Origin of the sequence: Nonlabens ulvanivorans (assembly GCF_032922765.1) — a bacterium.
Classification (GTDB): Bacteria; Bacteroidota; Bacteroidia; order Flavobacteriales; family Flavobacteriaceae; genus Nonlabens; species Nonlabens ulvanivorans.
Genome location: NZ_CP136694.1, coordinates 1,400,001 through 1,423,989, shown reverse-complemented (window position 1 = coordinate 1,423,989; position 23,989 = coordinate 1,400,001). Strand labels below are relative to the sequence as shown.

General features: G+C 35.6%; 23 protein-coding genes, 1 tRNA gene and 1 rRNA gene. 22 read left to right on the top strand and 3 right to left on the bottom strand.

Annotation, left to right across the window (positions count from 1 at the left end; translation table 11 throughout):
- Together R1T42_RS06465 and R1T42_RS06460 are read left to right on the top strand one after the other, a co-directional pair.
- Positions 1 to 702 (top strand): rhomboid family intramembrane serine protease, encoded by a 702-nt coding sequence (locus R1T42_RS06465; protein ID WP_317291744.1) that lies wholly within the window; start codon positions 1 to 3, stop codon positions 700 to 702.
- Complete coding sequence (locus R1T42_RS06460) at positions 702 to 1,565, top strand: rhomboid family intramembrane serine protease (RefSeq protein WP_317291743.1); 864 nt, start codon at positions 702 to 704, stop codon at positions 1,563 to 1,565. The genes R1T42_RS06465 and R1T42_RS06460 overlap by 1 nt, the downstream gene beginning before the upstream one ends.
- Before the next feature lie 62 nt (positions 1,566 to 1,627).
- On the opposite strand, the gene R1T42_RS06455 is transcribed toward R1T42_RS06460, so the two are convergent.
- Both R1T42_RS06455 and R1T42_RS06450 read right to left on the bottom strand, forming a co-directional pair.
- Positions 1,628 to 2,236, bottom strand: coding sequence for a trimeric intracellular cation channel family protein (locus tag R1T42_RS06455; protein ID WP_317291742.1), 609 nt, complete (start codon positions 2,234 to 2,236; stop codon positions 1,628 to 1,630).
- Positions 2,237 to 2,959 carry an RDD family protein gene (locus R1T42_RS06450; protein ID WP_036585372.1) on the bottom strand — a complete coding sequence of 241 codons (723 nt, stop codon included), beginning with the start codon at positions 2,957 to 2,959 and terminating at the stop codon, positions 2,237 to 2,239.
- 37 nt (positions 2,960 to 2,996) lie between these two features.
- Here R1T42_RS06450 and R1T42_RS06445 point away from each other — a divergent pair, with 37 nt between their 5' ends.
- The 9 genes from R1T42_RS06445 to R1T42_RS06405 all read left to right on the top strand — a co-directional run bounded on the left by R1T42_RS06445 (position 2,997) and on the right by R1T42_RS06405 (position 11,471).
- A complete protein-coding gene (locus tag R1T42_RS06445; RefSeq protein ID WP_036585375.1) occupies positions 2,997 to 3,977 on the top strand; it encodes a stage II sporulation protein M in 981 nt (326 codons plus the stop codon).
- Positions 3,946 to 4,878 (top strand): hypothetical protein, encoded by a 933-nt coding sequence (locus R1T42_RS06440; RefSeq protein WP_317291741.1) that lies wholly within the window; start codon positions 3,946 to 3,948, stop codon positions 4,876 to 4,878. The genes R1T42_RS06445 and R1T42_RS06440 overlap by 32 nt, the downstream gene beginning before the upstream one ends.
- Positions 4,875 to 5,633, top strand: a complete 759-nt coding sequence (locus tag R1T42_RS06435) for a DUF4129 domain-containing protein (RefSeq protein WP_317291740.1) — start codon at positions 4,875 to 4,877, stop codon at positions 5,631 to 5,633. Before R1T42_RS06440 ends, R1T42_RS06435 begins: the two co-directional genes overlap by 4 nt.
- On the top strand, positions 5,630 to 6,943 hold the full coding sequence (locus R1T42_RS06430) for a DUF4350 domain-containing protein (protein WP_317291739.1): 1,314 nt from the start codon (positions 5,630 to 5,632) through the stop codon (positions 6,941 to 6,943). The genes R1T42_RS06435 and R1T42_RS06430 overlap by 4 nt, the downstream gene beginning before the upstream one ends.
- A 6-nt stretch (positions 6,944 to 6,949) precedes the next feature.
- Positions 6,950 to 8,104, top strand: a complete 1,155-nt coding sequence (locus R1T42_RS06425) for an AAA family ATPase (protein ID WP_317291738.1) — start codon at positions 6,950 to 6,952, stop codon at positions 8,102 to 8,104.
- Positions 8,104 to 9,450, top strand: a complete 1,347-nt coding sequence (locus R1T42_RS06420; RefSeq protein ID WP_317291737.1) for a DUF58 domain-containing protein — start codon at positions 8,104 to 8,106, stop codon at positions 9,448 to 9,450. The genes R1T42_RS06425 and R1T42_RS06420 overlap by 1 nt, the downstream gene beginning before the upstream one ends.
- A gap of 14 nt (positions 9,451 to 9,464) precedes the next feature.
- Positions 9,465 to 9,869, top strand: a complete 405-nt coding sequence (locus tag R1T42_RS06415; protein ID WP_317291736.1) for a hypothetical protein — start codon at positions 9,465 to 9,467, stop codon at positions 9,867 to 9,869.
- 116 nt (positions 9,870 to 9,985) lie between these two features.
- A complete protein-coding gene (locus R1T42_RS06410; protein ID WP_317291735.1) occupies positions 9,986 to 10,393 on the top strand; it encodes a DUF2141 domain-containing protein in 408 nt (135 codons plus the stop codon).
- Between the two features lie 166 nt (positions 10,394 to 10,559).
- Positions 10,560 to 11,471 carry a TIGR01777 family oxidoreductase gene (locus R1T42_RS06405; protein WP_036584647.1) on the top strand — a complete coding sequence of 304 codons (912 nt, stop codon included), beginning with the start codon at positions 10,560 to 10,562 and terminating at the stop codon, positions 11,469 to 11,471.
- An 89-nt stretch (positions 11,472 to 11,560) separates the two neighbouring features.
- On the opposite strand, the gene R1T42_RS06400 is transcribed toward R1T42_RS06405, so the two are convergent.
- Positions 11,561 to 12,214, bottom strand: a complete 654-nt coding sequence (locus R1T42_RS06400; protein ID WP_317291734.1) for a YceI family protein — start codon at positions 12,212 to 12,214, stop codon at positions 11,561 to 11,563.
- 237 nt (positions 12,215 to 12,451) lie between these two features.
- Here R1T42_RS06400 and R1T42_RS06395 point away from each other — a divergent pair, with 237 nt between their 5' ends.
- The 11 genes from R1T42_RS06395 to R1T42_RS06345 all read left to right on the top strand — a co-directional run bounded on the left by R1T42_RS06395 (position 12,452) and on the right by R1T42_RS06345 (position 23,903).
- On the top strand, positions 12,452 to 13,012 hold the full coding sequence (locus R1T42_RS06395) for a nucleotide exchange factor GrpE (RefSeq protein WP_036584651.1): 561 nt from the start codon (positions 12,452 to 12,454) through the stop codon (positions 13,010 to 13,012).
- Position 13,013: 1 nt separating this feature from the next.
- The gene (gene dnaJ / locus R1T42_RS06390) at positions 13,014 to 14,147 is read left to right on the top strand and encodes a molecular chaperone DnaJ (protein ID WP_036584653.1); all 1,134 of its coding nucleotides are present in this window, start codon (positions 13,014 to 13,016) and stop codon (positions 14,145 to 14,147) included.
- Positions 14,148 to 14,354: 207 nt separating this feature from the next.
- Complete coding sequence (locus tag R1T42_RS06385) at positions 14,355 to 15,284, top strand: ABC transporter ATP-binding protein (protein WP_036584655.1); 930 nt, start codon at positions 14,355 to 14,357, stop codon at positions 15,282 to 15,284.
- Entirely contained in the window at positions 15,277 to 16,569 is a 1,293-nt protein-coding gene (locus R1T42_RS06380) for an ABC transporter permease (RefSeq protein ID WP_317291733.1), read from the top strand. Before R1T42_RS06385 ends, R1T42_RS06380 begins: the two co-directional genes overlap by 8 nt.
- Complete coding sequence (locus tag R1T42_RS06375; RefSeq protein ID WP_317291732.1) at positions 16,569 to 17,429, top strand: mechanosensitive ion channel family protein; 861 nt, start codon at positions 16,569 to 16,571, stop codon at positions 17,427 to 17,429. Before R1T42_RS06380 ends, R1T42_RS06375 begins: the two co-directional genes overlap by 1 nt.
- Complete coding sequence (locus R1T42_RS06370) at positions 17,429 to 18,304, top strand: DUF6268 family outer membrane beta-barrel protein (protein WP_317291731.1); 876 nt, start codon at positions 17,429 to 17,431, stop codon at positions 18,302 to 18,304. The genes R1T42_RS06375 and R1T42_RS06370 overlap by 1 nt, the downstream gene beginning before the upstream one ends.
- Positions 18,305 to 19,468, top strand: coding sequence for a sigma-54-dependent transcriptional regulator (locus tag R1T42_RS06365; RefSeq protein WP_036584666.1), 1,164 nt, complete (start codon positions 18,305 to 18,307; stop codon positions 19,466 to 19,468).
- Between the two features lie 6 nt (positions 19,469 to 19,474).
- On the top strand, positions 19,475 to 20,350 hold the full coding sequence (locus R1T42_RS06360) for a PPK2 family polyphosphate kinase (protein WP_317291730.1): 876 nt from the start codon (positions 19,475 to 19,477) through the stop codon (positions 20,348 to 20,350).
- Between the two features lie 107 nt (positions 20,351 to 20,457).
- Positions 20,458 to 21,804 carry an MATE family efflux transporter gene (locus tag R1T42_RS06355; protein ID WP_317291729.1) on the top strand — a complete coding sequence of 449 codons (1,347 nt, stop codon included), beginning with the start codon at positions 20,458 to 20,460 and terminating at the stop codon, positions 21,802 to 21,804.
- Between the two features lie 352 nt (positions 21,805 to 22,156).
- Positions 22,157 to 23,682 (top strand): 16S ribosomal RNA (locus R1T42_RS06350).
- A 147-nt stretch (positions 23,683 to 23,829) separates the two neighbouring features.
- A tRNA-Ile gene (locus R1T42_RS06345) sits at positions 23,830 to 23,903 on the top strand.
- Positions 23,904 to 23,989 lie beyond the last annotated feature (86 nt).

The window sequence follows — 23,989 nt, the reverse complement described above, 5'->3', positions numbered from 1 at the left end:
ATGTTTAGTAACATGACGCCTGTAGTAAAAGGTATTATTATTCTTAATGTCGTTTTTTATATAGGGACTGTTTTTATTGCTCCAGGATTATATGACACATTTGCTCTTCATTTCTTTGAAGATCCAAGGTTTCAAATATGGCAACCAATATCTCACATGTTCATGCATGATTCTGCAAATTTTCTACATATTTTAATGAATATGTATGTGTTAGCTATTTTTGGTCCGCCACTGGAACGCTGGATGGGAAACAATAAGTTTATTTTCTTTTACTTAAGTTCTGGAATAGGAGCTTATTTATTAACTACTGGAATAGACTACTACGAGTATATAACATGGACTAGTGAGGCGATAGAAGCAGGCGCTACTCAAGCTATTGTAGATCAACAGCTTTTTGGGACCGCTAGTGACCCTAATTTTTGGGGTGTAATGGTAGGCGCAAGTGGATGCACCTTTGGTGTGCTGGCAGGATTTGCTTTTTTATATCCTAATGTGAAATTACAAATTCTATTTATTCCTTTTCCTATTGCGGCAAAATGGTTGATAGGTGCCTACTTTGCATACGAGACCATAGCGACATTAGGTATTACAGGTGTACAAGATAATATAGGTCATGCAGCACACGTCGGTGGTGCTATAGTAGGCTTTATAATTACCTGGTACTGGAAAAGAAATAGCATGGACAAATACCGTTGGGATTAATGACTTTCATAGATGATTTAAAAAGTAAGTATGCACAGCAATCCGCATTAGGTCAATTAATTGTTGTCATTGTAGCGTTAACTTTAGTGTCGTGGTTATTACAATATGTATATGCGCCATCATACTACTGGTTCAGGTTACCACCAGGTTTATGGGAGACTTTATTACAACCGTGGTCCATAATAACCTATGCCTTTTTACATTCCGGTATTTTTCATTTATTTTGGAATATGTTGATACTGTTCAGTTTTGGACAGATGATGCTTAATTTTTTTAATAGTCGTCAACTAATCACTTTATTCTTTGCAGGTGTTTTAAGTGGAGCTGCTTTTTATTTATTAGGCGAAAGCTTGTTTTCTACCTATGTAAATTCAGCTGGATTAGTAGGAGCAAGTGCTGGTGTTTATGCAGTAGCCTTATTTGTATGCTCATATCTGCCAGATACAGAGGTGCGATTGATTTTCTTTAATTTAAAACTCAAGTATATAGGATACTTTCTATTGGTCATGACGATTGCTGGTATTTTTGCTCGTGATAATGTCGGTGGAAACTTAGCACACTTAGGTGGTATCGCAATTGGATTTTATACCGCACATAAAATGCGTGATGGTATAGATATTTTGAAAGGACTCTCATCAGTTGGTGATTGGTTTCAATCAATGTTTAAATCGACTCCTAAAAAGGAAAAGAAGGCGCCTATGAAAACGGTTTACCGCAATAAGAAATCTACTAATAGTACTGCTAAAGAGAAGTCTACACAGCAAAAGAAAATTGATGCTATTCTAGATAAAATATCTGCAAGCGGTTATGAAAGCCTTAGTAAAGCAGAGAAAGATTTTTTATTTAAAGCAGGTAAGGATTAAGCAGCGATGTCTTTAAATGACGCTTTCGCGAAAGCGTAATAATTCTACCAATACTTTCAAAATTAATCAAGGTAAGGACGTGGTAATTGCCATTTAAATTTAACGGCCAGCATACGAATCACAATAACCGAAATACCTGACACGATAAATGTGATGTTTTCTGGAGCCTCAAATTTTCTAAGAATAAAGTAAATACCGCCACCAGCGATACATGCGGTAGCATAAATGTTTTTACGGAAAATCACGGGAATCTCATTTACTAGTATATCCCTGATCACACCACCAAAACAGGCCGTAATACAACCTAGTGTGACACAAATAAACGGATGTAGTCCTGCAGTGATTCCCATTTCTAGACCTACAACGGTATATAAACCGATACCTATCGTGTCAAAAAAGAAAAGTGTTTTGCGCAGTTTTAACAACTTCTGACTAAATATGAAAGTTACCAGTACACATATTAATATAGTATAGACTAGATTCATATTAGTCATCCAAGAAACTGGACTAACACCTAGTAGTATATCTCTTAAGGTACCGCCACCGGCAGCAGTTACAAATGCTATGATTATGATCCCAAAAGCATCTAACTTCTTGTTATAAGCGGCAAGAGCACCAGATATGGCAAACGCCACCGTTCCCATTAAATCAATTACTTGTATAAAATCCATCTAGCGTCCTTGTGTGAGGTATGTATAGTCTTTAAGGATCGTACGTATAAAAATACCATCTCTCAATTCTGAATTAGTCTGCAACAGCTCTTCTACTTTATGACGTAATTGGTGTAGAGCCTTAAAGTCACGACTCTCTGCAGCGAGTCTATAAATTTCTTTAATCTCGTTAACATCATTGTCACTTAGATTATTAACCATCATAAAGGTAGGTTCATAACTCTGATCCACTTCTTCTAAGATGGTATGACTAATTTTAGTTGTTTTGCGAGCGTCGATAACAATAGTATCTGAAGCAGAGTCTCCTAATCGCTGATTTTTCTCTGTAAAAATGATAGCAATAATTCCCACGCCGCCGTTAGTAGACCAGATATCTATTAATCTTATAATCCATGTGGTTAAATAGTCAGACCATCTAGCTGGTGATCCGTCTATTTTAACGACTCTCATTTTCATAATAAATTTACCAGGAGTACGACCACCAAATGCGATATTAAAGAATAAACTATAAAAAGCTACTGGAAGGAAAAGTAATTCTGAAATACCAAAATAAGTGTTGTTATCTACTATATCCCTAAAACCTAAACCGATGTAATCAATTACAATTAAATACACAGCCATGACTAGCAGGTCAATAATAAATGCGACGATGCGATATCCTAGACTAGAAACCTGATAGTTAATATTAACATTTTGAGCTGTATTTACATTTGTGTTGGACATGCTGAAATTAGTTTTTATCTTAGCCAAAAAACGTGCTATGCGTGAAGCAGCTTTTGTGAAGCAAAATAAGGAAAAATGGGTGGCTTTTGAAAAGGCTCTAGACTCAAATTCTAAAATTGATCCAGATTACCTTGCAGAGCTCTATATACAATTGACTAACGATTTATCATTTGCTCAAACTTATTACAAAAAAAGTAAAACTTTACTGTATTTAAATTCTTTAGCAAGTCAAGCGCATCAAAAAATATATGTAAATAAAAAAGAAAGCGGTAATCGTATTGTAGATTTCTGGAAGACAGAGTTTCCTTTATTTTTTGCAGATCATCAACGTACGCTTTTTTATGCCTTTGCTATTTTTATGATAGCAGTAGCTATAGGTGCCATAAGTACTATATATGACGATTCTTTTACTAGACTAATATTAGGTGATCGTTATGTTAATGAAACTTTAGAAAACATAAGAAATGGTAATCCTACAGGTATATATCAAGATGATGGTGCGTTGGGCATGTTTTTATGGATTACTAAAAATAATATTCAGGTAGGAATGTTGTGTTTTGCCGCTGGACTGTTGACATCTATAGGTTCGGGTTATATTTTATTTAATAATGGTATAATGGTAGGGACCTTTTTTGCTATGTTCTCAAATGAAGACGTAGCTGTAGAGGCGTGGAGTGTAATTATGTTGCACGGTACTATCGAACTGTCTGTAATCGTTATTTGTGGTGCTGCCGGAATGATCATGGGTAATTCTATATTGTTTCCTGGCACTTATTCTAGACGGGTATCTTTTGTAAAAGGTGCTAAAAAGGGACTTAAAGTACTAATTAGTACTATACCGCTTTTTATAGTTGCTGGATTTATTGAAGGGTTTGTCACCAGATATGCTTTTATGCCTTCGATCCTTAAATATGCAATTTTGTTATTGAGTTCTGTTATTATTGTAGGATATTACATTATTTATCCTAATTACCTAAAAAGAAAAAATGAGGAAGTATATAGAGCCCAGATTACGTAGGGACTTTGGAGGAATAATATCTGCATATTTTGATTTTTTGAAAGGAAACTTTAAAGAAATCATCAATATGTTCGTAGGGTATAATGGCATCTTTGTCATTTTTATATTAATCAGTGTCTATCTAATGATCACTGGTATCGTGGCTATTGCTATCGCGCAAAATAGCTATTCTATAGGTGGATCAAATGCAGAAGAGTCTGCAGCGATGATTACGGGAATAGGTGTGATATTATTAATACTGGTGTTATTAATTGCCACATTGCTAAATTATACTTTATCTAGTGCTTACGTCAGTTTATACGAGCAGCGCAAGGTTAATAATATACCACGTAAAGATGCTTGGGAAAAGGCTAAACGTCATCTTGGAGGGATTTTTCTAGTTGCTCTAGTAGCTGTTGGACTTTATATTGTTTATATAATCGTTCAAGTTATACTAGCATTTATACCATTCTTAGGCTCTATACTTAGCATCTTCATAGGTTTAGGATTTAATGCGTGGATCAGTCTCACTATATTTAGTTATGTTCACAATGAAGATTCTACCGTTTTTGGAGCATTTGGTGAAGCATGGGATTTACTTTTTAGTAATTTTTGGAAAGCGATAGGAGTGAACTTTGTGTTAGGATTAATTATTCAAATAGCCTTAATGGCTCTAAACCTACTACCAGCGATACTTGTAGGTGTGTATATTTTCCATACGGTGGAGTCAGGAACTAGTCTTGATGAAAGCGTCTTTGGTCAAATATTATTGGTGGTAGTCATAAGTTTATTCTGTTTAATGTTGATGTTTATACAATTGTTATCGCAAACCATTAACGCTTTTGTATATTTCAATTTACATGAATTTAAGCACAATACTTTTTTGCGTTCTCGTATTGAAAAAATAGGTGAGAACATATGAGAAAATTAGTGCTTTTAGGTATTGTTTTGATATCCGCTTTCGCGAAAGCGCAATCACTACAAGATCTTATTCCTAAAATAGAGGAACGACCTCGAGAAATTACCGACACGTTAAACCGAGATTATGATAATCGTAGTCTGGACATACCGAATATAGGTGATGACCTGAGAGAACAGTACACCGGTAATGATTTTTTCTACTATGAAGTGTCTGATGAAGGTGATAACTTTTTTACTAGATTTCTTAACGGTGTTTTCAATTGGATAGGTGATGTATTTGGAATCGATATTAATCCTTTTTGGGCAGACGTTTTAAAGATTTTAATATTTATAATAATGGCCGCTGTAGGGATCTACTTTCTAGTAAGATTGCTCTCTAAAGAAAGCGCCCAATCGTTATTAACTCGCAATGCTAGAGTTGCAGCAACCGTAAATATGGAAGAAACTCACATCGAGCAAATCGACTTGAGTCAATTAATTAAAGACAGTGTTGCTACTGGTAATTATAGAAATGCGGTCCGCTATTTATATCTAGACGCCTTAAAGTGGTTGAGTACTAATAAGAAGATTGAATGGGATTTTCAAAAAACAAATTCCGACTATTATCGCGAACTTAACGAGCCTGCCCTCAAAGAGCATTTTAAGAAAATATCCTACCTCTATGATTATGTTTGGTATGGAGAGTTTGAACTTAATGAACATACATTTAACGACGCTAGAACAAAGTTTGAATCTCTTAAAAATCAGACATCATGATAGATAAGAGAGCAAAAACGATACTATATGTACTGCTAGGTGTGGTGGTTATGCTTTTCTTTTTTGAAAGCAGTAGACCTAGACCATTAAACTGGCAAAAGAGTTTTACTAGTGGTGATAAAATACCATTCGGTGCGTTTGTATTATATGATCAGTTAGATGAAATTTTTAATAGAGATGATATCACATCTGTTGATGAAGTGCCTGTCGACTTTTTATTAAAGAATGATTCTATAACAAATGCCAACTATATTTTCATAAATGATTATCTCAGTTTTGATAGTGTAGAAAGTGACTATTTAATGGATTTTGTTGCGCGTGGTAATAAAGTGTTTATTGCCAGTAATGGCGCTTATGGCACTCTGGCAGACACGTTAGGATTGGAGACCAACTCTTCTTCATTTTACTCTTATTCTAGAAGGGATACAGTAAGAACTAGACTGGTTAATAAATCTTTAAAAGATAGGAGTTATGTCTATGATAAAGGTGCAGATTATAAGTTTTTTGAAGTTTATGATACCTTAAACACTAAAGTGTTAGGTGAGGTGCTAGCCTTTGAACCTTCTAAAGGATACATTGCAGATTATCTTGAAGAAACTATTGATAATGATGAAGGTGAAAAAGAAGAAAAACTTGATATTAATGTAGATGATAAAGAAGAGAAAAGATTAACCAGAGAGACTCCACAAGTTAATTTTGTCGAGATAAAGGTTGGAGATGGTGCTTTTTATTATAATCTCAACCCTATATCATTTACTAACTATTACATGCTCAAAGATGGTAAACACCAGTATGCTGTAGAGGCTTTAAGCTATATGAACGATGGTCCAGTATTCTTTGATGACTATGGTAAGTCTGGTCGCAAAGTTATTACCTCACCCATGCGTTTTGTGCTATCTCAACCTGCTTTAAAATGGGCTTATTATATAGCATTGTTGGGTGTGATTATCTATATGATTTTTGCTGGTAAACGTAGACAGCGCATTATACCTATTGTAGAACCACTTAAAAATAGTTCGGTAGAATTTACAAAGACGATAGGTAGTTTATATTATCAAACAGGTGATTATAGCGGTATTATTGATAAAAAGATTAATTATTTTTTAGAACGATTGCGTTCTAAATATTTTGTAGACACTCAAAGATTAGACACTACTTTCATAAAGAGACTAGCGGTTAAATCGGGTAGATCACAAAATTTTACAGAAGATGTCATTTTATACATCAATAAGTTGCGTACTAAATCAGTACACAATGAATATGAATTAAAACAACTTAATAAAAGGATTGAAGCCTTTTTAAAGGAATAAATAACTATGGAAGAAAATAAAGACCAACTCCAGCCACAAGATAACCAGTCACAATCAGATCAAGATACTAATTCTCAACCTGTTCACGAGGCCGCACAAGAGCAGTTTGTTCAAACACCAGATCAAGAGTCTGGATCTTCTGCTTTTGTTCCAGATCAACCTCAAGTAGAAGAAGCTACTAAGTCAGATGGATTAGCTTTTAAAAATAGGCTTGATTTAACAGAATTGTCTGCTGCAGTTGTTAAAATTAAAGAGCAATTAGGTAAAGTAATAGTCGGTCAAGAAGAGATGATTGACTTATTGATAGTTTCTATTCTAGCAAATGGACATTCCTTAATAGAAGGAGTTCCTGGTGTAGCAAAAACGGTAACAGCAAAATTACTTGCCAAAACCATGCAAATTGGTTTTTCACGTATTCAATTCACACCAGACTTAATGCCTAGTGATATATTAGGTACAAGCGTTTTTAGTATGAAGAACAATGAATTTGAATTTAAGGCAGGACCTATCTTTTCAAACATTATTCTTATTGACGAGATCAATCGAGCACCAGCAAAAACACAGGCGGCACTATTTGAAGCGATGGCAGAGCGTCAGGTAACTATTGATGGGCATGAGTACAATTTAGATACACCATTCTTAGTATTTGCAACTCAAAACCCAGTAGAACAAGAAGGAACCTATAGATTGCCAGAAGCACAACTAGACCGTTTCTTATTTAAGATTAACGTCGATTACCCTAATCTAGACGAAGAAATTAAGATACTAGAAGGTAATCACGCTAGAAAAAATGAAGATCCAGAAACGCTGATTGAAGGAGTACTATCAGCAGCTGCAATTAAAAAATATCAAACTATTATTAAAGACATTATCATTGAAGATAATCTAATTAAATATATAGCAGAGATTGTTCTTAACACACGTAATAATGCAAATCTTTATCTAGGAGCATCACCACGTGCATCAATTGCTATAATGAATGGGTCTAAAGCTTATGCGGCTCTTATGGGACGTGATTTTGTAACACCAGACGATATTAAATACATTGCAAAATCTGTTATGCGACACAGAATTATTTTAACTCCTGAAAGAGAAATGGAAGGCTTCACTGCAGATCGAGCTGTAGCACAAATCTTAGAAACCATAGAGATTCCTAGATAGTGAAAAAGAAACTACATAAATTCTATAAGAGTATTTACTTCTCAAAGCGCTTTTTTCAAGTGCTTATTGGGCTTGTGATATTATTGATAGTCTCTTTCTTATTCCCGGCTATTTTTAGCTATTTAAAGTTTGCGTTTTATCTGTTTATAGCACTTACTATTCTCGATGTTATATTAGTATATCGACTTCAAAAAGGAATTAAAGCAAAACGTAATATTCCAGATAAATTATCTAATGGAGACAATAACCCTATAAATATTGCGATTGCGAATCAATACCCTTATAAAATTGCAATTAAAATTATTGATGAGTTACCTATTCAGTTCCAGAAACGAGACTTTGTTATAGATGCAACTATCGAGTCAGGTAAGTCTAGAGAGTTTAATTATACGGTGAGACCTGTAGAACGCGGTGAGTATCACTTTGGGTCTTTAAATGTCTATGTATCCAGTTTTTTAGGTTTTATAGAACGGCGTTATCTTTTTGATGCAGATGCTATGGCGCCTACATATCCATCTTTTTTACAAATGCGTAAGTATGAGTTGATGGCTTTTACCAATAAACTCAAAGACTACGGAATGAAAAAAATACGTAGGATAGGGCACACTATGGAATTTGAGCAAATTAAAGACTATGTGCCAGGTGATGATGTGCGCAATATCAACTGGAAAGCCAGTGCAAAACGTGGGCAATTAATGCTTAATCAGTATCAAGATGAAAAGTCGCAACCAGTTTACTCTGTTATTGATAAAGGACGTGTCATGAAAATGCCTTTTGAAGGTATGAAATTGATTGATTATGCGATTAATGCGACTTTAGTGATTAGTAATATAGCCTTAAAAAAAGGTGACAAAGCTGGTATGTTTGGCTTTTCAGACCGCATATCTAATCAGGTGGTAGCTCAAAAAAGAGCTTCGCAAATGAATCTTATTCTCGAGACACTTTATAATGTTGATACAGATTTTAAAGAAAGTGATTTTTCTAGATTATATATAGACGTTAAACGCAAGATTACAAATCGTAGTTTACTCTTATTATATACAAACTTTGAAACACTTGATGCTTTACATAGACAATTACCATATTTACAAGCGATTGCTAAAAATCATTTACTAGTGATCATATTCTTTGAGAACACAGAACTTAAAGAGATGCTTATAGAAGAGGTAGATACGACTCGTGAGATATTTGATAAAACCATCGCAGAAAAGTTTATCTATGAAAAGAAACTCATCGTTAATGAGTTGAACAAATATGGTATACAAACCATTCTTACAGAACCGCAACACCTTACTGTAAATACCATTAATAAATATCTTGAGATTAAAGCAAGAGGTCTTTTATAATCTTATAAATTAAGATGGCTAAAAAGTTTTATTTTTTTAATACCAAGTGGCGTGCCTATCCTAGATGGGTTCAATGGTGTCTTTCTATTGCTATTGGGATACTGATTGTATTTCCACAATTTATTGTTCCTGATCTTTGGTTTGGTATTCCAGGTGTGGTGCTATATTTAATAGGATTAGCCTATTTAATATGGTTAGCAACTTGCAAAAATGCTTTACATTGGAAAAGAGATGATCAAGTTAAACTTAAGATAGAAGGTAAGACTTTAGAGCTGGACATGAAGTTTATATCGCAGGTTTGGGTAGAAGATCAACATTTACTAATACGTCGTATCAACCGCGTGGACTCATTTCCTATAGATCAATTACGTCCTGCAGATTTAGATAAATTAGTAGCTATACTTAAGGAATATGAGTAACAACTTGATTAAAAATACAACTCGGTAGTTATTTATGACAGTTGGGTCGTTTAAAGTTCGCTTCCGCGAAAGCGTGATGCATATTTGTCTCATCAAACAACAAAAACCACACAATTATGAAAACTATCATCACAACAATCACATTATTTATTTCACTATTAAGTTTTGCTCAAGAAACAACACACACTTTAAAAGTTACCGTTCCTAACGCGACTAGCGATAAAGGTGAAATGGTGTTTGCACTTAATACTAAAGAAACATTTATGGTAGCAGCACCTGTGCAAAGCGCTGCGGTAAAAATTGAAGATGGAGTAGCGACTGTAACTTTTGAAAATGTTGCTCCAGGAGAATATGCTATTATAGTATTACATGACTTAAATGGTAATCAAAGAATGGACTTTAAAGACGGTATGCCTGCCGAAAATTATAACGTAAGTGGAGGACAGATGAGTTTTGGACCACCAGTTTTTGGAGATTCAAAATTTACCTTAAAAGAAGATACAGAAATGACTATCAGACTTTAAACTTAATACCTTTTTTAAAAACCCATTACTTTCTTTAGTAATGGGTTTTTTTAGTTCAATAAGGTACATAAAAGAAGGCTTCATTGATCTAGATTCTAACATCTTAAAAGTTAATTCTATACAAAAGCATTTTACATACTAGTCGCTAGCGACTAACTTTACCTATATGAATGTATTAATAACAGGTGCGACAGGTCTAGTAGGCTCGCAAATAGCAGATTTATTTATCTCAAAAGGTCATACAGTTCATTATCTGACCACTCGTTCCAGCGCGATTAGAACAGAACCTAATTATAAAGGCTTTTTGTGGAATGTTAAAAACATGACCATAGATTCTAGCTGTATTGATGGTGTCGATACGATAATTCATCTCGCAGGAGAATCTGTTTTTCAACGATGGACAGCAGCAGCCAAAGAAAGTATTATGTCCAGCCGTATTGATAGTACACAACTATTAGTAGATTTATTGAAGGATAATGATCACACGGTACAGCAAGTTATTACAGCTAGTGCGATAGGTATTTATCCAGATGATCAAGATGCCGAGGCTTTTAAAGAAAACGACATTCCGCCATATGCAGATAATTATCTGGCAGACGTTTGTATCGCGTGGGAAAGTATAGCGCAACAATTTAGAGAAACAGGTGTACAATTATCCATTGTCAGAATAGGTATAGTGCTAGCGGCACAAGGTGGCGCATTAGAACAAATGGCACAACCGGTTAAATATTATGCTGGCGCTGGATTTGGAAATGGTAAAATGTGGCAAAGCTGGATTGCTATTGATGATCTAGTAGGGATTTTTTACTATCTGTCAGAGAATAGACTAGAAGGCGTTTATAATGGAGTAGCTCCACATCCAGTGCGCAATAGGCCTATGATGGAAGCTATAGGTAAAGCAATGGGTAAACCTGTTTTTTTACCTAATGTACCTAAGTTTGTAATGAAACTTATGCTCGGTGAGATGGCTGCGGTAGTATTATCGAGCCAGCATGTAAGTAGCGAGAGAATAGAAGAAGCCGGATATCAATTTAAATATCCACAACTGGATCAAGCATTAGAGCAATATATAGATTAAGGGAAGTAGTTTACTTTTAATTGTCATATATAAAAAATCCCTGAGCTGCTGCTCAGGGATTTTCCTTTCAATCTACACTCAAATCTTAATTACTTAGTAGCAACTAGATTTACAGTTAATTTAATATCGTCTGCGATAGCACTATCTAATACTTTATCACTGAAAGTCTGTGAACCATATTTAATTCCCCAGTCTGTACGGTTGATCTTAAACTCTTCACTATCTAACATCATCTTATCACCGTCATAAGCAACAGTTACAGCAAATGTTACATTTTTAGTAACATCCTTAAGTGTGAGGTTACCGGATAACATGTTTCCTTCAATTCCAGTTACAACAAATTTTGCAGTAGGGTATTTATTTACGTTAAAGAAATCAGTCTCAGTTCCTTCAACAGTACCAGATAAGTGATTTTTCAATTTCATAGCTCCTTCACCTTCTATGTCAGTTACTTCAATACTTTTCATATCAATGGTAAATTCACCACTTTCTAGTGACTCACCATTAACAGTTACCATACCGCTAGTTAAAGAAATGTTCCCAGTGTGGTCTGCAGTAGGCTTTGAACCTACCCATGCGATATTAGATGCCGCTGTGTCCACCTTATAAGTTATAGATTCAACTGTAGCTTGTGCTTCAGCCTCGGCAGCAGTAGCTTCTACTTCATTTTGTGCATCTTTACATGACATTGTAAACGCTACCACGGCAGCCATTCCCATTAATTTTATTGATGTTGTGTTCATTGTTTATATTTTTTAATTTGAATTGTAAAATTAAATGTACCTACAAATAAAGCCGTTAAAACTATATTAAATATTTCAGTGACATTTTGACATTGATTTTTGTATGGCAGTACTTTTGACTATAGGATGTAGAATGAGCAAAAAGGCTGTTGTGATTACGCTTTCGCGAAAGCACGATTTAAACAAACAACGGCAATATGTTAACCATTAATTCCTAACAAAACTAGGAGACCAGTTATGGCAAAGAATAAAAACGAAGAACAAGAATTAAACGATCTAGAATCGCAAACTGTTGATCAACAGGATGGTGTAAATGATAACACTACAGATGAAGAACAAGAGCAAAAAGATCCTATAGTAGAATTAGAAGAGCAACTGCAACAAGAAAAGGATAAGTTCTTAAGACTATTTGCAGAGTTTGAAAATTTTAAAAGACGCACAGCAAAGGAGCGTATCGAGTTATTTAAAACAGCTGGAGAAGGTGTTTTAAAAGACATGTTGCCAGTTATAGACGATTTTGACAGAGCAATGATTGAGATCAATAAGTCAGAAGATAAAAACCTTATTGAAGGAGTTACTCTTATTTCTAACAAACTGCGCAATACCTTAAATGGTAAAGGATTAGAGCAAATGGAAGTTAGAGCTGGAGACGCTTTTAATGCAGACTATCATGAGGCGATTACACAGATTCCTGCACCTAGTGATGAGATGAAAGGAAAAATAATTGATGTAATTGAGCAAGGTTATAAACTGGGTGATAAGATAATACGTTACCCTAAAGTAGTTATAGGACAATAACATGGCAGATTTTTATGACATATTAGGCATTTCAAAAAGTGCCACGGCAGCAGAAATTAAAAAGGCTTACCGTAAGAAAGCAATTGAATTCCATCCAGATAAAAATCCTGGTGATGAAACCGCAGAAGAGAATTTCAAAAAAGCAGCAGAAGCTTATGAAACCTTAAGCGATCAGCAGAAAAAAGCTCGTTATGATCAGTTAGGTCATCAAGCATACACATCAGGTGGTGCAGGCGGTTTCGGCGGCGGCGGTGGTTTCGGTGGCATGGATATGGACGATATATTCAGCCAGTTTGGAGATATTTTCGGTGGCGGCGGATTCTCTGGTTTCGGCGGTGGCGGCGGTTTCGGTGGCGGCGGACGTCGTAGAGTTAAAGGAAAAGACTTGCGTATAAGAGTTTCTTTAACACTAGAAGAAGCAGCTGTAGGAGTTGAGAAAAAAGTTAAGGTAAAACGTAAAAAGCAAGCACCAGGTGTTACCTATAAAACATGTACTACATGTGGTGGATCTGGTCAGGTTACACGTATACAGAATACCATTTTAGGTCGTATGCAAACCAGTGCACCATGTAATGTGTGTGGTGGAGCAGGACAAACCATGGATAAAAAACCAGCTGGAGCAGATGCACAAGGACTGGTAATAGATGAGGAAACTGTATCTATCAAAATACCTGCTGGTGTAGAAACCGATATGAGGTTAAAAGTAAGCGGGAAAGGTAATGAAGCACCTGGTAATGGAATATCCGGTGATTTATTAGTTGATATAGAGGTTAAGGAACATGCAGAACTGCAGCGTGAAGGTAATAATCTACATTATGATCTTTATGTAAGTGTGCCAGAAGCGGTTCTAGGAACGACTAAAGAAATTCAGACGGTAACTGGTAAAGTTCGTATTCCTATTGAAGCAGGAATACAAAGCGGTAAAATATTGCGACTGCGCGGTAAAGGTATGCCTAATGTTAATGGCTATGCAACCGGTGACTTATTAGTACATGTTAATGTATGGACGCCACGTAACCTATCAAGAGATCAAAAAGAATTTTTTGAATCCATGATGGCAGACTCGCATTTTGAACCAGCACCTGAAAAAGGGGACAAATCTTTCTTTGAGAAAGTGAAGGATATGTTTTCTTAAAAGAATCTTAAATAATTGAAAATTTAATTATATATTTGGTTTAACAATTGGTTAACCAACCAAATGTTATTTTTCTTTTTCATAGCAATTTTTCCCACCTTTCTATTAATTAGGAAGGTGGGTTTTTTGTTATTTGTAACCTAAATAAATGTAAATGCTCGTTAGAAGGTGCGAGATATTTTTAAATTAGCAAGCTTTAGATATAATATGAAGAACACGCTTGAAGCAAGACACATTGTAAAACGTTACGGTGACTTTAGGGCACTCAATGACGTAAATATTGCAGTTCCCAAGGGAAGTGTTTATGGATTACTAGGACCTAATGGAGCTGGTAAGACATCTTTAATCAGAATTATAAATCAAATTACGATGCCTGATGGTGGTGATATTCTTCTTAATGGAGAACCACTTGAGCCTAAACATATCTCACAAATTGGTTATATGCCAGAGGAAAGAGGTCTGTATAAATCCATGAAGGTAGGTGAACAATGTATCTATCTAGCCATGCTTAAAGGTCTTTCAAAATCTGAAGCAAAGGCAAAATTAGAATACTGGTTTGATCGTTTAGGAATGCAAGGCTGGTGGAACAAGAAATTACAAGAACTATCAAAAGGGATGGCTCAAAAAGTGCAATTTATTGTCACGGTAATGCACGAACCAGATTTACTAATCTTTGATGAACCGTTTTCTGGTTTTGATCCTGTGAATGCAAATCTAATAAAAGATGAAATCTTGCAATTAAGAGATCAAGGAGCAACTATTATATTCTCTACCCATCGTATGGAAAGTGTAGAAGAAATGTGTGACCACATAGCTCTTATCAATAAATCTAACGTAGTTTTAAGTGGTAAACTCAGTGAGGTGAAACAACAATTTCGTAATAGAGAATACGCTGTGTCACTTATTACTCAAGATAATGCTAGAACTTTACAATCAATACCAGATTTATATAATGCAGAAGGTATCGAGTTATCTGGTTTAGATAATACATTAGATTTTAAAATTAGATTGCCAGAAGATATAACTATAGCCCAGTCGTTAAATGATTTAACGAGTTTAGGCGAGTTGACCCATTTCAGTGAAATTATACCTAGTGTTAATGATATCTTTATTAAAACAGTGAAGCAAGATGGATAAGTTGTGGCTTATAATTAAAAGAGAATACCTTAATAAGGTCAGAAACAAAACCTTCATTATCATGACTTTTGTAAGTCCTATGATATTTGTGGGTGTTGCTTTACTAGTCGGCTTTCTTACTAGTCTTAATAATGATACTACTAGAAAAATTGCTATACTAGATGACACGAGTATATATGCTCCACTTTTTGAAGACTCAGAACGTACAGAATATATAATACTTGAAAATAATAATTTGCAGGTAGCTATAGACGCAAGTAAAACAGCAGATTATTATGGATTAATACATATAAGTGAAAATAAGAATCAGTTAGGTGAGGTTACCTTATATTCTGATGATTCTCCATCTTTAGGTTTTATAAATGAGATAGAAGATAAGATTAGTAAAAAAGCTACAGAAGACCGATTAGTAGCCAGAGGTATTAATCTAGAGACTATTAAAGAATCTAAAATCACAGCAGACTTAAAATTACAAAGTTATACTGGTGTGCAAACCAGTAAAGCAAACGGATGGATTAAAATGGCTTTCGGTGGTGGAGCAGGATATTTATTAATGATGTTTATTATCATTTATGGTAATATGGTAATGCGATCAGTTATAGAAGAGAAAACAAATCGTATTATAGAAATTATTATTAGTTCTATTAAACCTATTTATTTAATGATAGGTAAAATTACCGGAACATCGCTTGCGGGAATTACTCAGTTCATCATTTGGGTAATACTAGGCGGAATTCTCTTCACCATTGCTAGTACATTTTTAGGGCCTGAAGCCGTGCAGAGTCCTGGTAACGAAATGGCCATGTCCCAATTAGAGAATATGGATAAGATGCAGCTCATTATTAATGATATCATGCAGCTACCTTTACTTAAATTGGTGATTTGTTTCTTTCTTTATTTTATAGGTGGATACTTTTTATATGCAGCAATATATACAGCGATAGGTGCTGCTGTAGATAATGAAACAGATACACAGCAATTTATGCTACCGGTTATATTACCTTTAATATTATCAATCTATGTAGGATTCTTTTCTGTCATGGATAATCCTCATGGAACTGTTGCAGTCATATTTTCGTATATCCCATTAACTTCTCCTATAGTGATGTTAATGCGTATTCCTTTTGGAGAGATTGCATACTGGGAGATAGGACTTAGTATGTTATTACTATATGTAAGTATCTTTGGTGTGGCATGGTTTGCTGCAAAAATATACAGAGTAGGTATATTAATGTATGGTAAAAAAGTAAATTGGAAAGAACTATATAAATGGCTTAAGTATTAATGAAAGAACTTTGGAAAAAGCTTAAAGGATTCTTTGATTATGAAATAATCAGTGCAGATAAACCTGGTGATTTTCATCTAGACGCCGGTCATATTATTCTGGCAATACTGGCTATCGTTTTAGCATCGCTTGCATTAAGAGGTATAAAAAGACTTCTTACACGTAAGATGGATGAAACCGACAAGCTCAAATTTGATAGTATTTTCAAGTTTTTCAATTACATAGTTTACATTATAGTCATAATTATCGTTCTCAACAGTTCTGGTGTAGACTTAACTGCTATATTAACGGCTAGTGCGGCATTATTTGTAGGTATTGGTTTTGCCCTGCAAGACTTTTTTAAGGATATAATTGCAGGAATTACCATATTAGTTGATAAGTCATTGTTAGTGAATGATATTATAGAAATGGAAGGTAAGGTAGGTCGTGTTTTTGAAATACGATTGCGTACAACACGAGCTATAACTAGAGATGATAAAGTACTAGTGATTCCTAATCATTTATTTTTACAACAGACAATATATAATTATACCCAAAACCACCCAAAAACGAGAGAAAATATAAAAGTAGGTGTCGCTTACGGTAGCGATACAGAACTAGTTAAAAGGCTGTTGCTTGAGTGCGCAACTAATCAAAGCGGTGTACTTAAAAGTCCTCAACCATTTGTCTTGTTCAATAATTTTGGAGATAGTGCGTTAGAGTTTGCACTTTACTTTTTTGTGCGAGATAGTTTTGTGGATCCTCGTATTAAAAGTGAGTTGAGATTTGCTATTGACAAATCCTTTAGAGCTCAAAATGTTACAATTCCTTTTCCACAAAGGGATGTTCATATTTTTCAATCAAAAGATAAAACCATTTAATGTTCAAAAGACTTCTAATTTGTTTTTTTATACTCGCTTTCGCGAAAGCGTATTCACAAGGTACCGATTTGTTCCGTACAGAGTATACCTATTTCCCACAACGCAATTCAGACAATAGTTTCAGGAGATTTAGAACCTTTGTGAATGTACCCCTTAAAATTGGAGATGGTACTTATCTCGTTCCGTATCTAGAATACAGGAATGTTCACTTTGTAGTAAAAGATTCTGAAGATTTCAGACAATTCGGTACTGATCGGTATGAAAGTTATGAAGTTGCATTAGGTTACACTACGCCTTTAAAAAATAACTGGAGATTAGGAACTCGTATAGGCTTGTTAGCAGCATCAAATTTTGATGCAGGAAAAGCTATTAGTGATGATTATTTTTTAACGGCCAGCGCTTATTTTATTAAAAGTATGACAAAAAGAGATGATGGTGGAAAACCTTGGAGATTAGTCGTAGGGATTCAATACTCCACAACTGCTGGACGTCCTTTTCCATTACCGTATTTGAACTATTACAGAGAATTTGCTCCAAAATGGAGTTTCACCTTAGGAGCTCCAAAAATGAATCTCGTGTATCGCTTTAATGATAAAAATATGGTACAATTATATGCACGATTAGATGGGTTTTATGGAAATATTCAAAACAATGTAAACACAACTAATGGCGTTGCAGATAATGTTTCAATGACTACAGCTATGGCCGGTCCTGGATATCAGTATAACTTTACTAAACATATTAGTGTTTATGTGTATACTGGATATACTATCTTTAACGATATAAGGTTAAGAGATGCAGGTGGTGATGATGTTAAAAATGTAAATGATAGTAATACGTTCTATTCTAGAGCAGGTATAAAATTTAAAATATAAATGGCAAATATTCTATTAATAGAGGATGAGGCAGCAATTAGACGTGTATTAAGTAAAATACTGTCTGAAGAGAATAAGAGTTATACTGTTACAGAAGCAGTAGATGGGTTAGAAGGCATTGAACTCATAAAGAAAGAAGATTATGATCTAGTTCTATGTGATATTAAAATGCCTAAAATGGATGGAGTTGAGGTGCTAGAGGCAATCAAAAAAATCAAACCTGAAATACCAGTTGTTATGATATCTGGTCATGGAGATTTAGATACGGCTGTCAATACGATGCGTTTAGGAGCTTTTGATTATATTTCTAAGCCGCCAGATTTAAATAGATTACTTAACACAGTTCGTAATGCATTAGATCGTAAAAGTCTTGTTGTAGAGAATAAACGTCTAAAAAAGAAAGTAAGTAAGAACTATGAAATGGTCGGTGATAGTGAGCTGATATTTATTATCAAAAACATTATTGAAAAGGTAGCTCCTACAGATGCTCGTGTTCTTATTACGGGAGGCAATGGAACGGGAAAAGAATTAGTAGCACATTGGTTGCATGAAAAAAGCCACCGATCATCAGCACCGTTTATCGAAGTAAATTGTGCTGCAATACCAGGTGAGTTGATCGAGAGTGAGCTCTTTGGTCATGTTAAAGGTAGCTTTACCGGAGCTAATAAGGACCGTGCTGGTAAGTTTGAGGCAGCAAACGGCGGAACTATTTTTTTAGATGAAATAGGAGATATGAGTCTTAAAGCTCAAGCAAAGGTGCTGAGAGCTCTACAAGAAAACAAAATACAAAGAGTAGGTAGTGATAAAGATATTAAAGTAGATGTGCGCATTCTTGCAGCTACTAATAAGGATTTAAAAAAAGAGATCTCTGAAAATAAATTTAGAGAGGATTTATATCACCGTTTGGCTGTTATTCTCATTAATGTGCCATCGCTTAATGATAGACGTGAAGATATTCCGTTACTTATAAAGCACTTTGCAGCTAAAATAGCAAAAGAACATGGTGGTACTACAAAGGAGTTTTCTGATAAAGCGGTAGGAAAGCTGCAAAATTATGATTGGACGGGTAATATTAGAGAGCTGCGTAATGTCGTGGAACGACTAATTATTTTAGGTAGTGAAGAAATAAGTGAGACAGATGTTAATTCATTTGCTAGTAAATAAAGACGTATGAAAACCAACCCTTTAAATTATCTCGCTTCTGGGGATATCAAGTTAAGTAATTTTGATACTACACCTAAGGAATTATTGAGTAAGAAAGAAGCAAAGGCATCACTTGAAAAATCTCGAAGAGCGTTAGCTAAATTTCAAGAAAAACTCTATGCTCATGATCGCCATGCTGTATTGGTTTGTTTTCAAGGTATGGATACTGCAGGGAAAGATAGTTTGGTAAGGGAAGTTTTTAAAGACTTTAATGTTCGTGGTGTCGTACAACACAGTTTTAAAGTACCTACTGAACTGGAATTATCACATGGTTATCTATGGCGACATTATATAGCGCTACCATCAAAGGGTTATTTTGGAATCTTTAATCGTACTCATTATGAAAACGTGTTAGTTACACGTGTACATCCTGAATACTTAATGGCTGAGAATTTACCAGGTATTAAGAGTACCGATGATGTGAATGAAGAGTTTTGGGAGATGCGTTTTGAGCAGATAAATAATTTTGAAAAAGAACTTTCTCAAAACGGAACATATATTTTTAAGTTTTTCTTGAATATTTCTAAAGACGAACAAAAAAATAGATTGTTGAGAAGACTGCATCTTCCTGAAAAAAACTGGAAATTTTCAGGAGGTGATTTGAAAGAAAGAGCTCTTTGGGATAAATACATGAGCTGTTATGAAGAAGCTATTTCCAATACTTCAACAGACATTGCTCCTTGGTATATAATTCCATCTGATGACAAACCTATGGCGCGTAAAATTGTTTGCGATATCTTATTACAGACGCTAGAATCTAAAACCCATATTGTAATGCCACAATTAGATGATAATGACGTTGAAAAAATTGATGACTATATTAAAGTTTTAGAAAACGAATAGTTAACTCTTTATAGTTTTTTCAATTTATGATAATTCTAACTTTAAAGATTTTCATATCATAATTTGAGTAGCTCTTTGTCATTATCTTTGCCATCTTTTTGATAAGCATGGCACTACAGGACTATACACGTGAATTTGGTAAGAATTTAAATATTGCTTATCCTATAATGGCTGGGCAAATAGCGCATCTTCTAGTTGCATTTGCAGATAATGTAATGGTAGGTAAATTGGGTGACGCTCAGCTAGCTGCTGTTTCTCTAGGAAATACATTAATTTTTATAGCCCTTAGTATAGGTATTGGTTTTTCATTTGCGATAACACCTTTAGTTGCTGAGGCTGATGCTAAAGGTGATTTTCAAAAAGTAAAAAGTATTTTTCACAATGGAGTTTTAGTTTCCACAATTAATGGAGTGATATTATGTGTTCTTCTATTTCTGTCAGAACCAATCTTGTATTACCTTGATCAGCCAGAAGAGGTTATTATTTTAGCTATTCCTTATATGAGAATTGTAGCGATATCCATGATTCCTTTAATGATTTTCCAGTCGTTTAAACAATTTGCAGATGGTCTTTCTAAGACGGTGTTTGCCATGCAGGCTACGATAATAGCAAACATTGTGAATATTATCTTGAACTATTTATTGATTTATGGAAAGTTTGGGTTTCCAAGATTAGAGGTTGAAGGAGCTGCTTATGGGACTTTAGTAGCAAGGATACTCATGGTTCCTGTTTTGATGTTTTTGCTTTCGCGAAAAGTAGAGCTAAAAAGATATTTTTCTACAGTAGAAGCATTTTCTGTTGTAATATTTAAAAAATTATTGAACTTAGGATTTCCTACAGCGCTACAAATGTTTTTTGAAGTTAGTCTTTTTACTGCAGCAATCATTCTTAGTGGTGTGTTGGGTACTAAAAGTCAGGCAGCAAATCAAATTGCTCTCAATTTATCAGCAATGACATTTATGGTTGGTGTTGGTCTTAGTGTAACAGCGACCATAAGAATTGGTAATCAACTGGGAAATGGTAATATTTTAGAGCTTAAAAGAATTGCGAGATCTATATTCTTGTTGACATTAATTTTAGATGTGATTTTTGCTGTAATATTTTATGCTTTTAAGGATCAATTACCTTGGATTTATATTCAAGACGTAGAAGTAGTGAATATTGCTTCTAGTTTGTTGATTGTAGCTGCATTTTTTCAAGTAAGTGATGGTTTACAAGTAGTCTTCTTGGGTGCATTACGAGGATTACAAGATGTATGGATACCTAGTGCAATATGTTTTATTGCATATTGGTTAGTCGGATTTCCTGTTTCTTACTACTTAGGGATTGTGCTTGATTACGGCGGGCAAGGTATTTGGATTGGCTTATTACTAGGATTAAGTGTGTCAAGTATGTTGATGTATCTGCGTTATCGATATTTGATAAGGGTTAGATTTGTTAAATCATTTTCGTAATGACTTGTTTGTTTGTGTTTTACGAATTATTTTAATTTAATTTGACAAAAAGTTTGGTTGGTAGAGAAAAACGTGAGTATATTTGCACCCGCTTTGCAGCAGACGTGATGTCTAAAGTAGAGCGTTAGTTCTTCAAAGAAGGTTAGAATACTAGTTCAAGAATCGGGAGAGGATTGTCAAAGTTTTAATTTTATGATTTGAAGTAGTTCATTGAGATTTTGATTGACAGCACAAAAATAATAAGGAGATATTTTATAATATTTTCTGGTAAGATTTAATGTAAATAAACACAATTACGCTAATTAAGTAGTATTGATTATATAGGTCATAAAACGATCTTTAAAAAGATTCTACGATGAAGAGTTTGATCCTGGCTCAGGATGAACGCTAGCGGCAGGCCTAACACATGCAAGTCGAGGGGTAACAGGGGGAGCTTGCTTTCTGCTGACGACCGGCGCACGGGTGCGTAACGCGTATACAATCTACCTATCACTGAGGGATAGCCCGAAGAAATTTGGATTAATACCTCATAGTATTATAGAATCGCATGGTTTTATAATTAAAGGTTACGGTGATAGATGAGTATGCGTCCTATTAGCTAGATGGAGAGGTAAAGGCTCCCCATGGCTACGATAGGTAGGGGTCCTGAGAGGGAGATCCCCCACACTGGTACTGAGACACGGACCAGACTCCTACGGGAGGCAGCAGTGAGGAATATTGGACAATGGGCGCAAGCCTGATCCAGCCATGCCGCGTGTAGGAAGACGGCCTTATGGGTTGTAAACTACTTTTATACGGGAAGAAACCTATCCTCGTGAGGATAGCTGACGGTACCGTAAGAATAAGCACCGGCTAACTCCGTGCCAGCAGCCGCGGTAATACGGAGGGTGCAAGCGTTATCCGGAATCATTGGGTTTAAAGGGTCCGTAGGCGGGCTAATAAGTCAGTGGTGAAATGCAGGGGCTCAACTCCGGCACTGCCATTGATACTGTTAGTCTTGAATTATTGTGAAGTGGTTAGAATATGTAGTGTAGCGGTGAAATGCTTAGATATTACATAGAATACCGATTGCGAAGGCAGATCACTAACAATATATTGACGCTGATGGACGAAAGCGTGGGTAGCGAACAGGATTAGATACCCTGGTAGTCCACGCCGTAAACGATGGTTACTAGCTGTTTGGACGAATTGACGTCTGAGTGGCCAAGCGAAAGTGATAAGTAACCCACCTGGGGAGTACGTTCGCAAGAATGAAACTCAAAGGAATTGACGGGGGCCCGCACAAGCGGTGGAGCATGTGGTTTAATTCGATGATACGCGAGGAACCTTACCAGGGCTTAAATGTAGTATGACAGATTTGGAAACAGATTTTTCTTCGGACATATTACAAGGTGCTGCATGGTTGTCGTCAGCTCGTGCCGTGAGGTGTCAGGTTAAGTCCTATAACGAGCGCAACCCCTATTGCTAGTTGCCAGCGAGTCATGTCGGGGACTCTAGCGAGACTGCCGGTGCAAACCGTGAGGAAGGTGGGGATGACGTCAAATCATCACGGCCCTTACGTCCTGGGCCACACACGTGCTACAATGGTAGGGACAGAGAGCAGCCACCACGCGAGTGGGAGCGAATCTATAAACCCTATCACAGTTCGGATCGTAGTCTGCAACTCGACTACGTGAAGCTGGAATCGCTAGTAATCGCATATCAGCCATGATGCGGTGAATACGTTCCCGGGCCTTGTACACACCGCCCGTCAAGCCATGGAAGCTGGGGGTACCTGAAGTCGGTGACCGCAAGGAGCTGCCTAGGGTAAAACCGGTAACTGGGGCTAAGTCGTAACAAGGTAGCCGTACCGGAAGGTGCGGCTGGAACACCTCCTTTCTGGAGTTCCTGAAATAATGGAACAACAATAGATTTGTATGGTTAAGCTATTTGATTAGCGTGTTTATTTATATTTTAAAGTTGTCAATCTTGATATATTAAGTCGAAAAGACTTTTAATTAGATAGTTATGTCTGTTTAGTTATACAGTCTCATAGCTCAGCTGGTTAGAGCGCTACACTGATAATGTAGAGGTCGGCAGTTCGAGTCTGCCTGAGACTACAATGTATGGTTCGCTATACAATAGTTCATTAAAATACTTAAAGGAAATTCTAGAGGTTGGTTGTTCAACATTGCTAATTCTGAAT

Coding starts and splice junctions, on each gene's coding strand:
- R1T42_RS06370 (WP_317291731.1), top strand. CDS start 17,429: ATGTTCAAAAGACTTCTAATTTGTTTTTTTATACTCGCTTTCGCGAAA.
- R1T42_RS06415 (WP_317291736.1), top strand. CDS start 9,465: ATGGCTAAAAAGTTTTATTTTTTTAATACCAAGTGGCGTGCCTATCCT.
- dnaJ (WP_036584653.1), top strand. CDS start 13,014: ATGGCAGATTTTTATGACATATTAGGCATTTCAAAAAGTGCCACGGCA.
- R1T42_RS06385 (WP_036584655.1), top strand. CDS start 14,355: ATGAAGAACACGCTTGAAGCAAGACACATTGTAAAACGTTACGGTGAC.
- R1T42_RS06430 (WP_317291739.1), top strand. CDS start 5,630: ATGATAGATAAGAGAGCAAAAACGATACTATATGTACTGCTAGGTGTG.
- R1T42_RS06355 (WP_317291729.1), top strand. CDS start 20,458: ATGGCACTACAGGACTATACACGTGAATTTGGTAAGAATTTAAATATT.
- R1T42_RS06405 (WP_036584647.1), top strand. CDS start 10,560: ATGAATGTATTAATAACAGGTGCGACAGGTCTAGTAGGCTCGCAAATA.
- R1T42_RS06410 (WP_317291735.1), top strand. CDS start 9,986: ATGAAAACTATCATCACAACAATCACATTATTTATTTCACTATTAAGT.
- R1T42_RS06380 (WP_317291733.1), top strand. CDS start 15,277: ATGGATAAGTTGTGGCTTATAATTAAAAGAGAATACCTTAATAAGGTC.
- R1T42_RS06360 (WP_317291730.1), top strand. CDS start 19,475: ATGAAAACCAACCCTTTAAATTATCTCGCTTCTGGGGATATCAAGTTA.
- R1T42_RS06425 (WP_317291738.1), top strand. CDS start 6,950: ATGGAAGAAAATAAAGACCAACTCCAGCCACAAGATAACCAGTCACAA.
- R1T42_RS06365 (WP_036584666.1), top strand. CDS start 18,305: ATGGCAAATATTCTATTAATAGAGGATGAGGCAGCAATTAGACGTGTA.
- R1T42_RS06460 (WP_317291743.1), top strand. CDS start 702: ATGACTTTCATAGATGATTTAAAAAGTAAGTATGCACAGCAATCCGCA.
- R1T42_RS06450 (WP_036585372.1), bottom strand. CDS start 2,959: ATGTCCAACACAAATGTAAATACAGCTCAAAATGTTAATATTAACTAT.
- R1T42_RS06455 (WP_317291742.1), bottom strand. CDS start 2,236: ATGGATTTTATACAAGTAATTGATTTAATGGGAACGGTGGCGTTTGCC.
- R1T42_RS06435 (WP_317291740.1), top strand. CDS start 4,875: ATGAGAAAATTAGTGCTTTTAGGTATTGTTTTGATATCCGCTTTCGCG.
- R1T42_RS06465 (WP_317291744.1), top strand. CDS start 1: ATGTTTAGTAACATGACGCCTGTAGTAAAAGGTATTATTATTCTTAAT.
- R1T42_RS06375 (WP_317291732.1), top strand. CDS start 16,569: ATGAAAGAACTTTGGAAAAAGCTTAAAGGATTCTTTGATTATGAAATA.
- R1T42_RS06395 (WP_036584651.1), top strand. CDS start 12,452: ATGGCAAAGAATAAAAACGAAGAACAAGAATTAAACGATCTAGAATCG.
- R1T42_RS06400 (WP_317291734.1), bottom strand. CDS start 12,214: ATGAACACAACATCAATAAAATTAATGGGAATGGCTGCCGTGGTAGCG.
- R1T42_RS06445 (WP_036585375.1), top strand. CDS start 2,997: ATGCGTGAAGCAGCTTTTGTGAAGCAAAATAAGGAAAAATGGGTGGCT.
- R1T42_RS06440 (WP_317291741.1), top strand. CDS start 3,946: ATGAGGAAGTATATAGAGCCCAGATTACGTAGGGACTTTGGAGGAATA.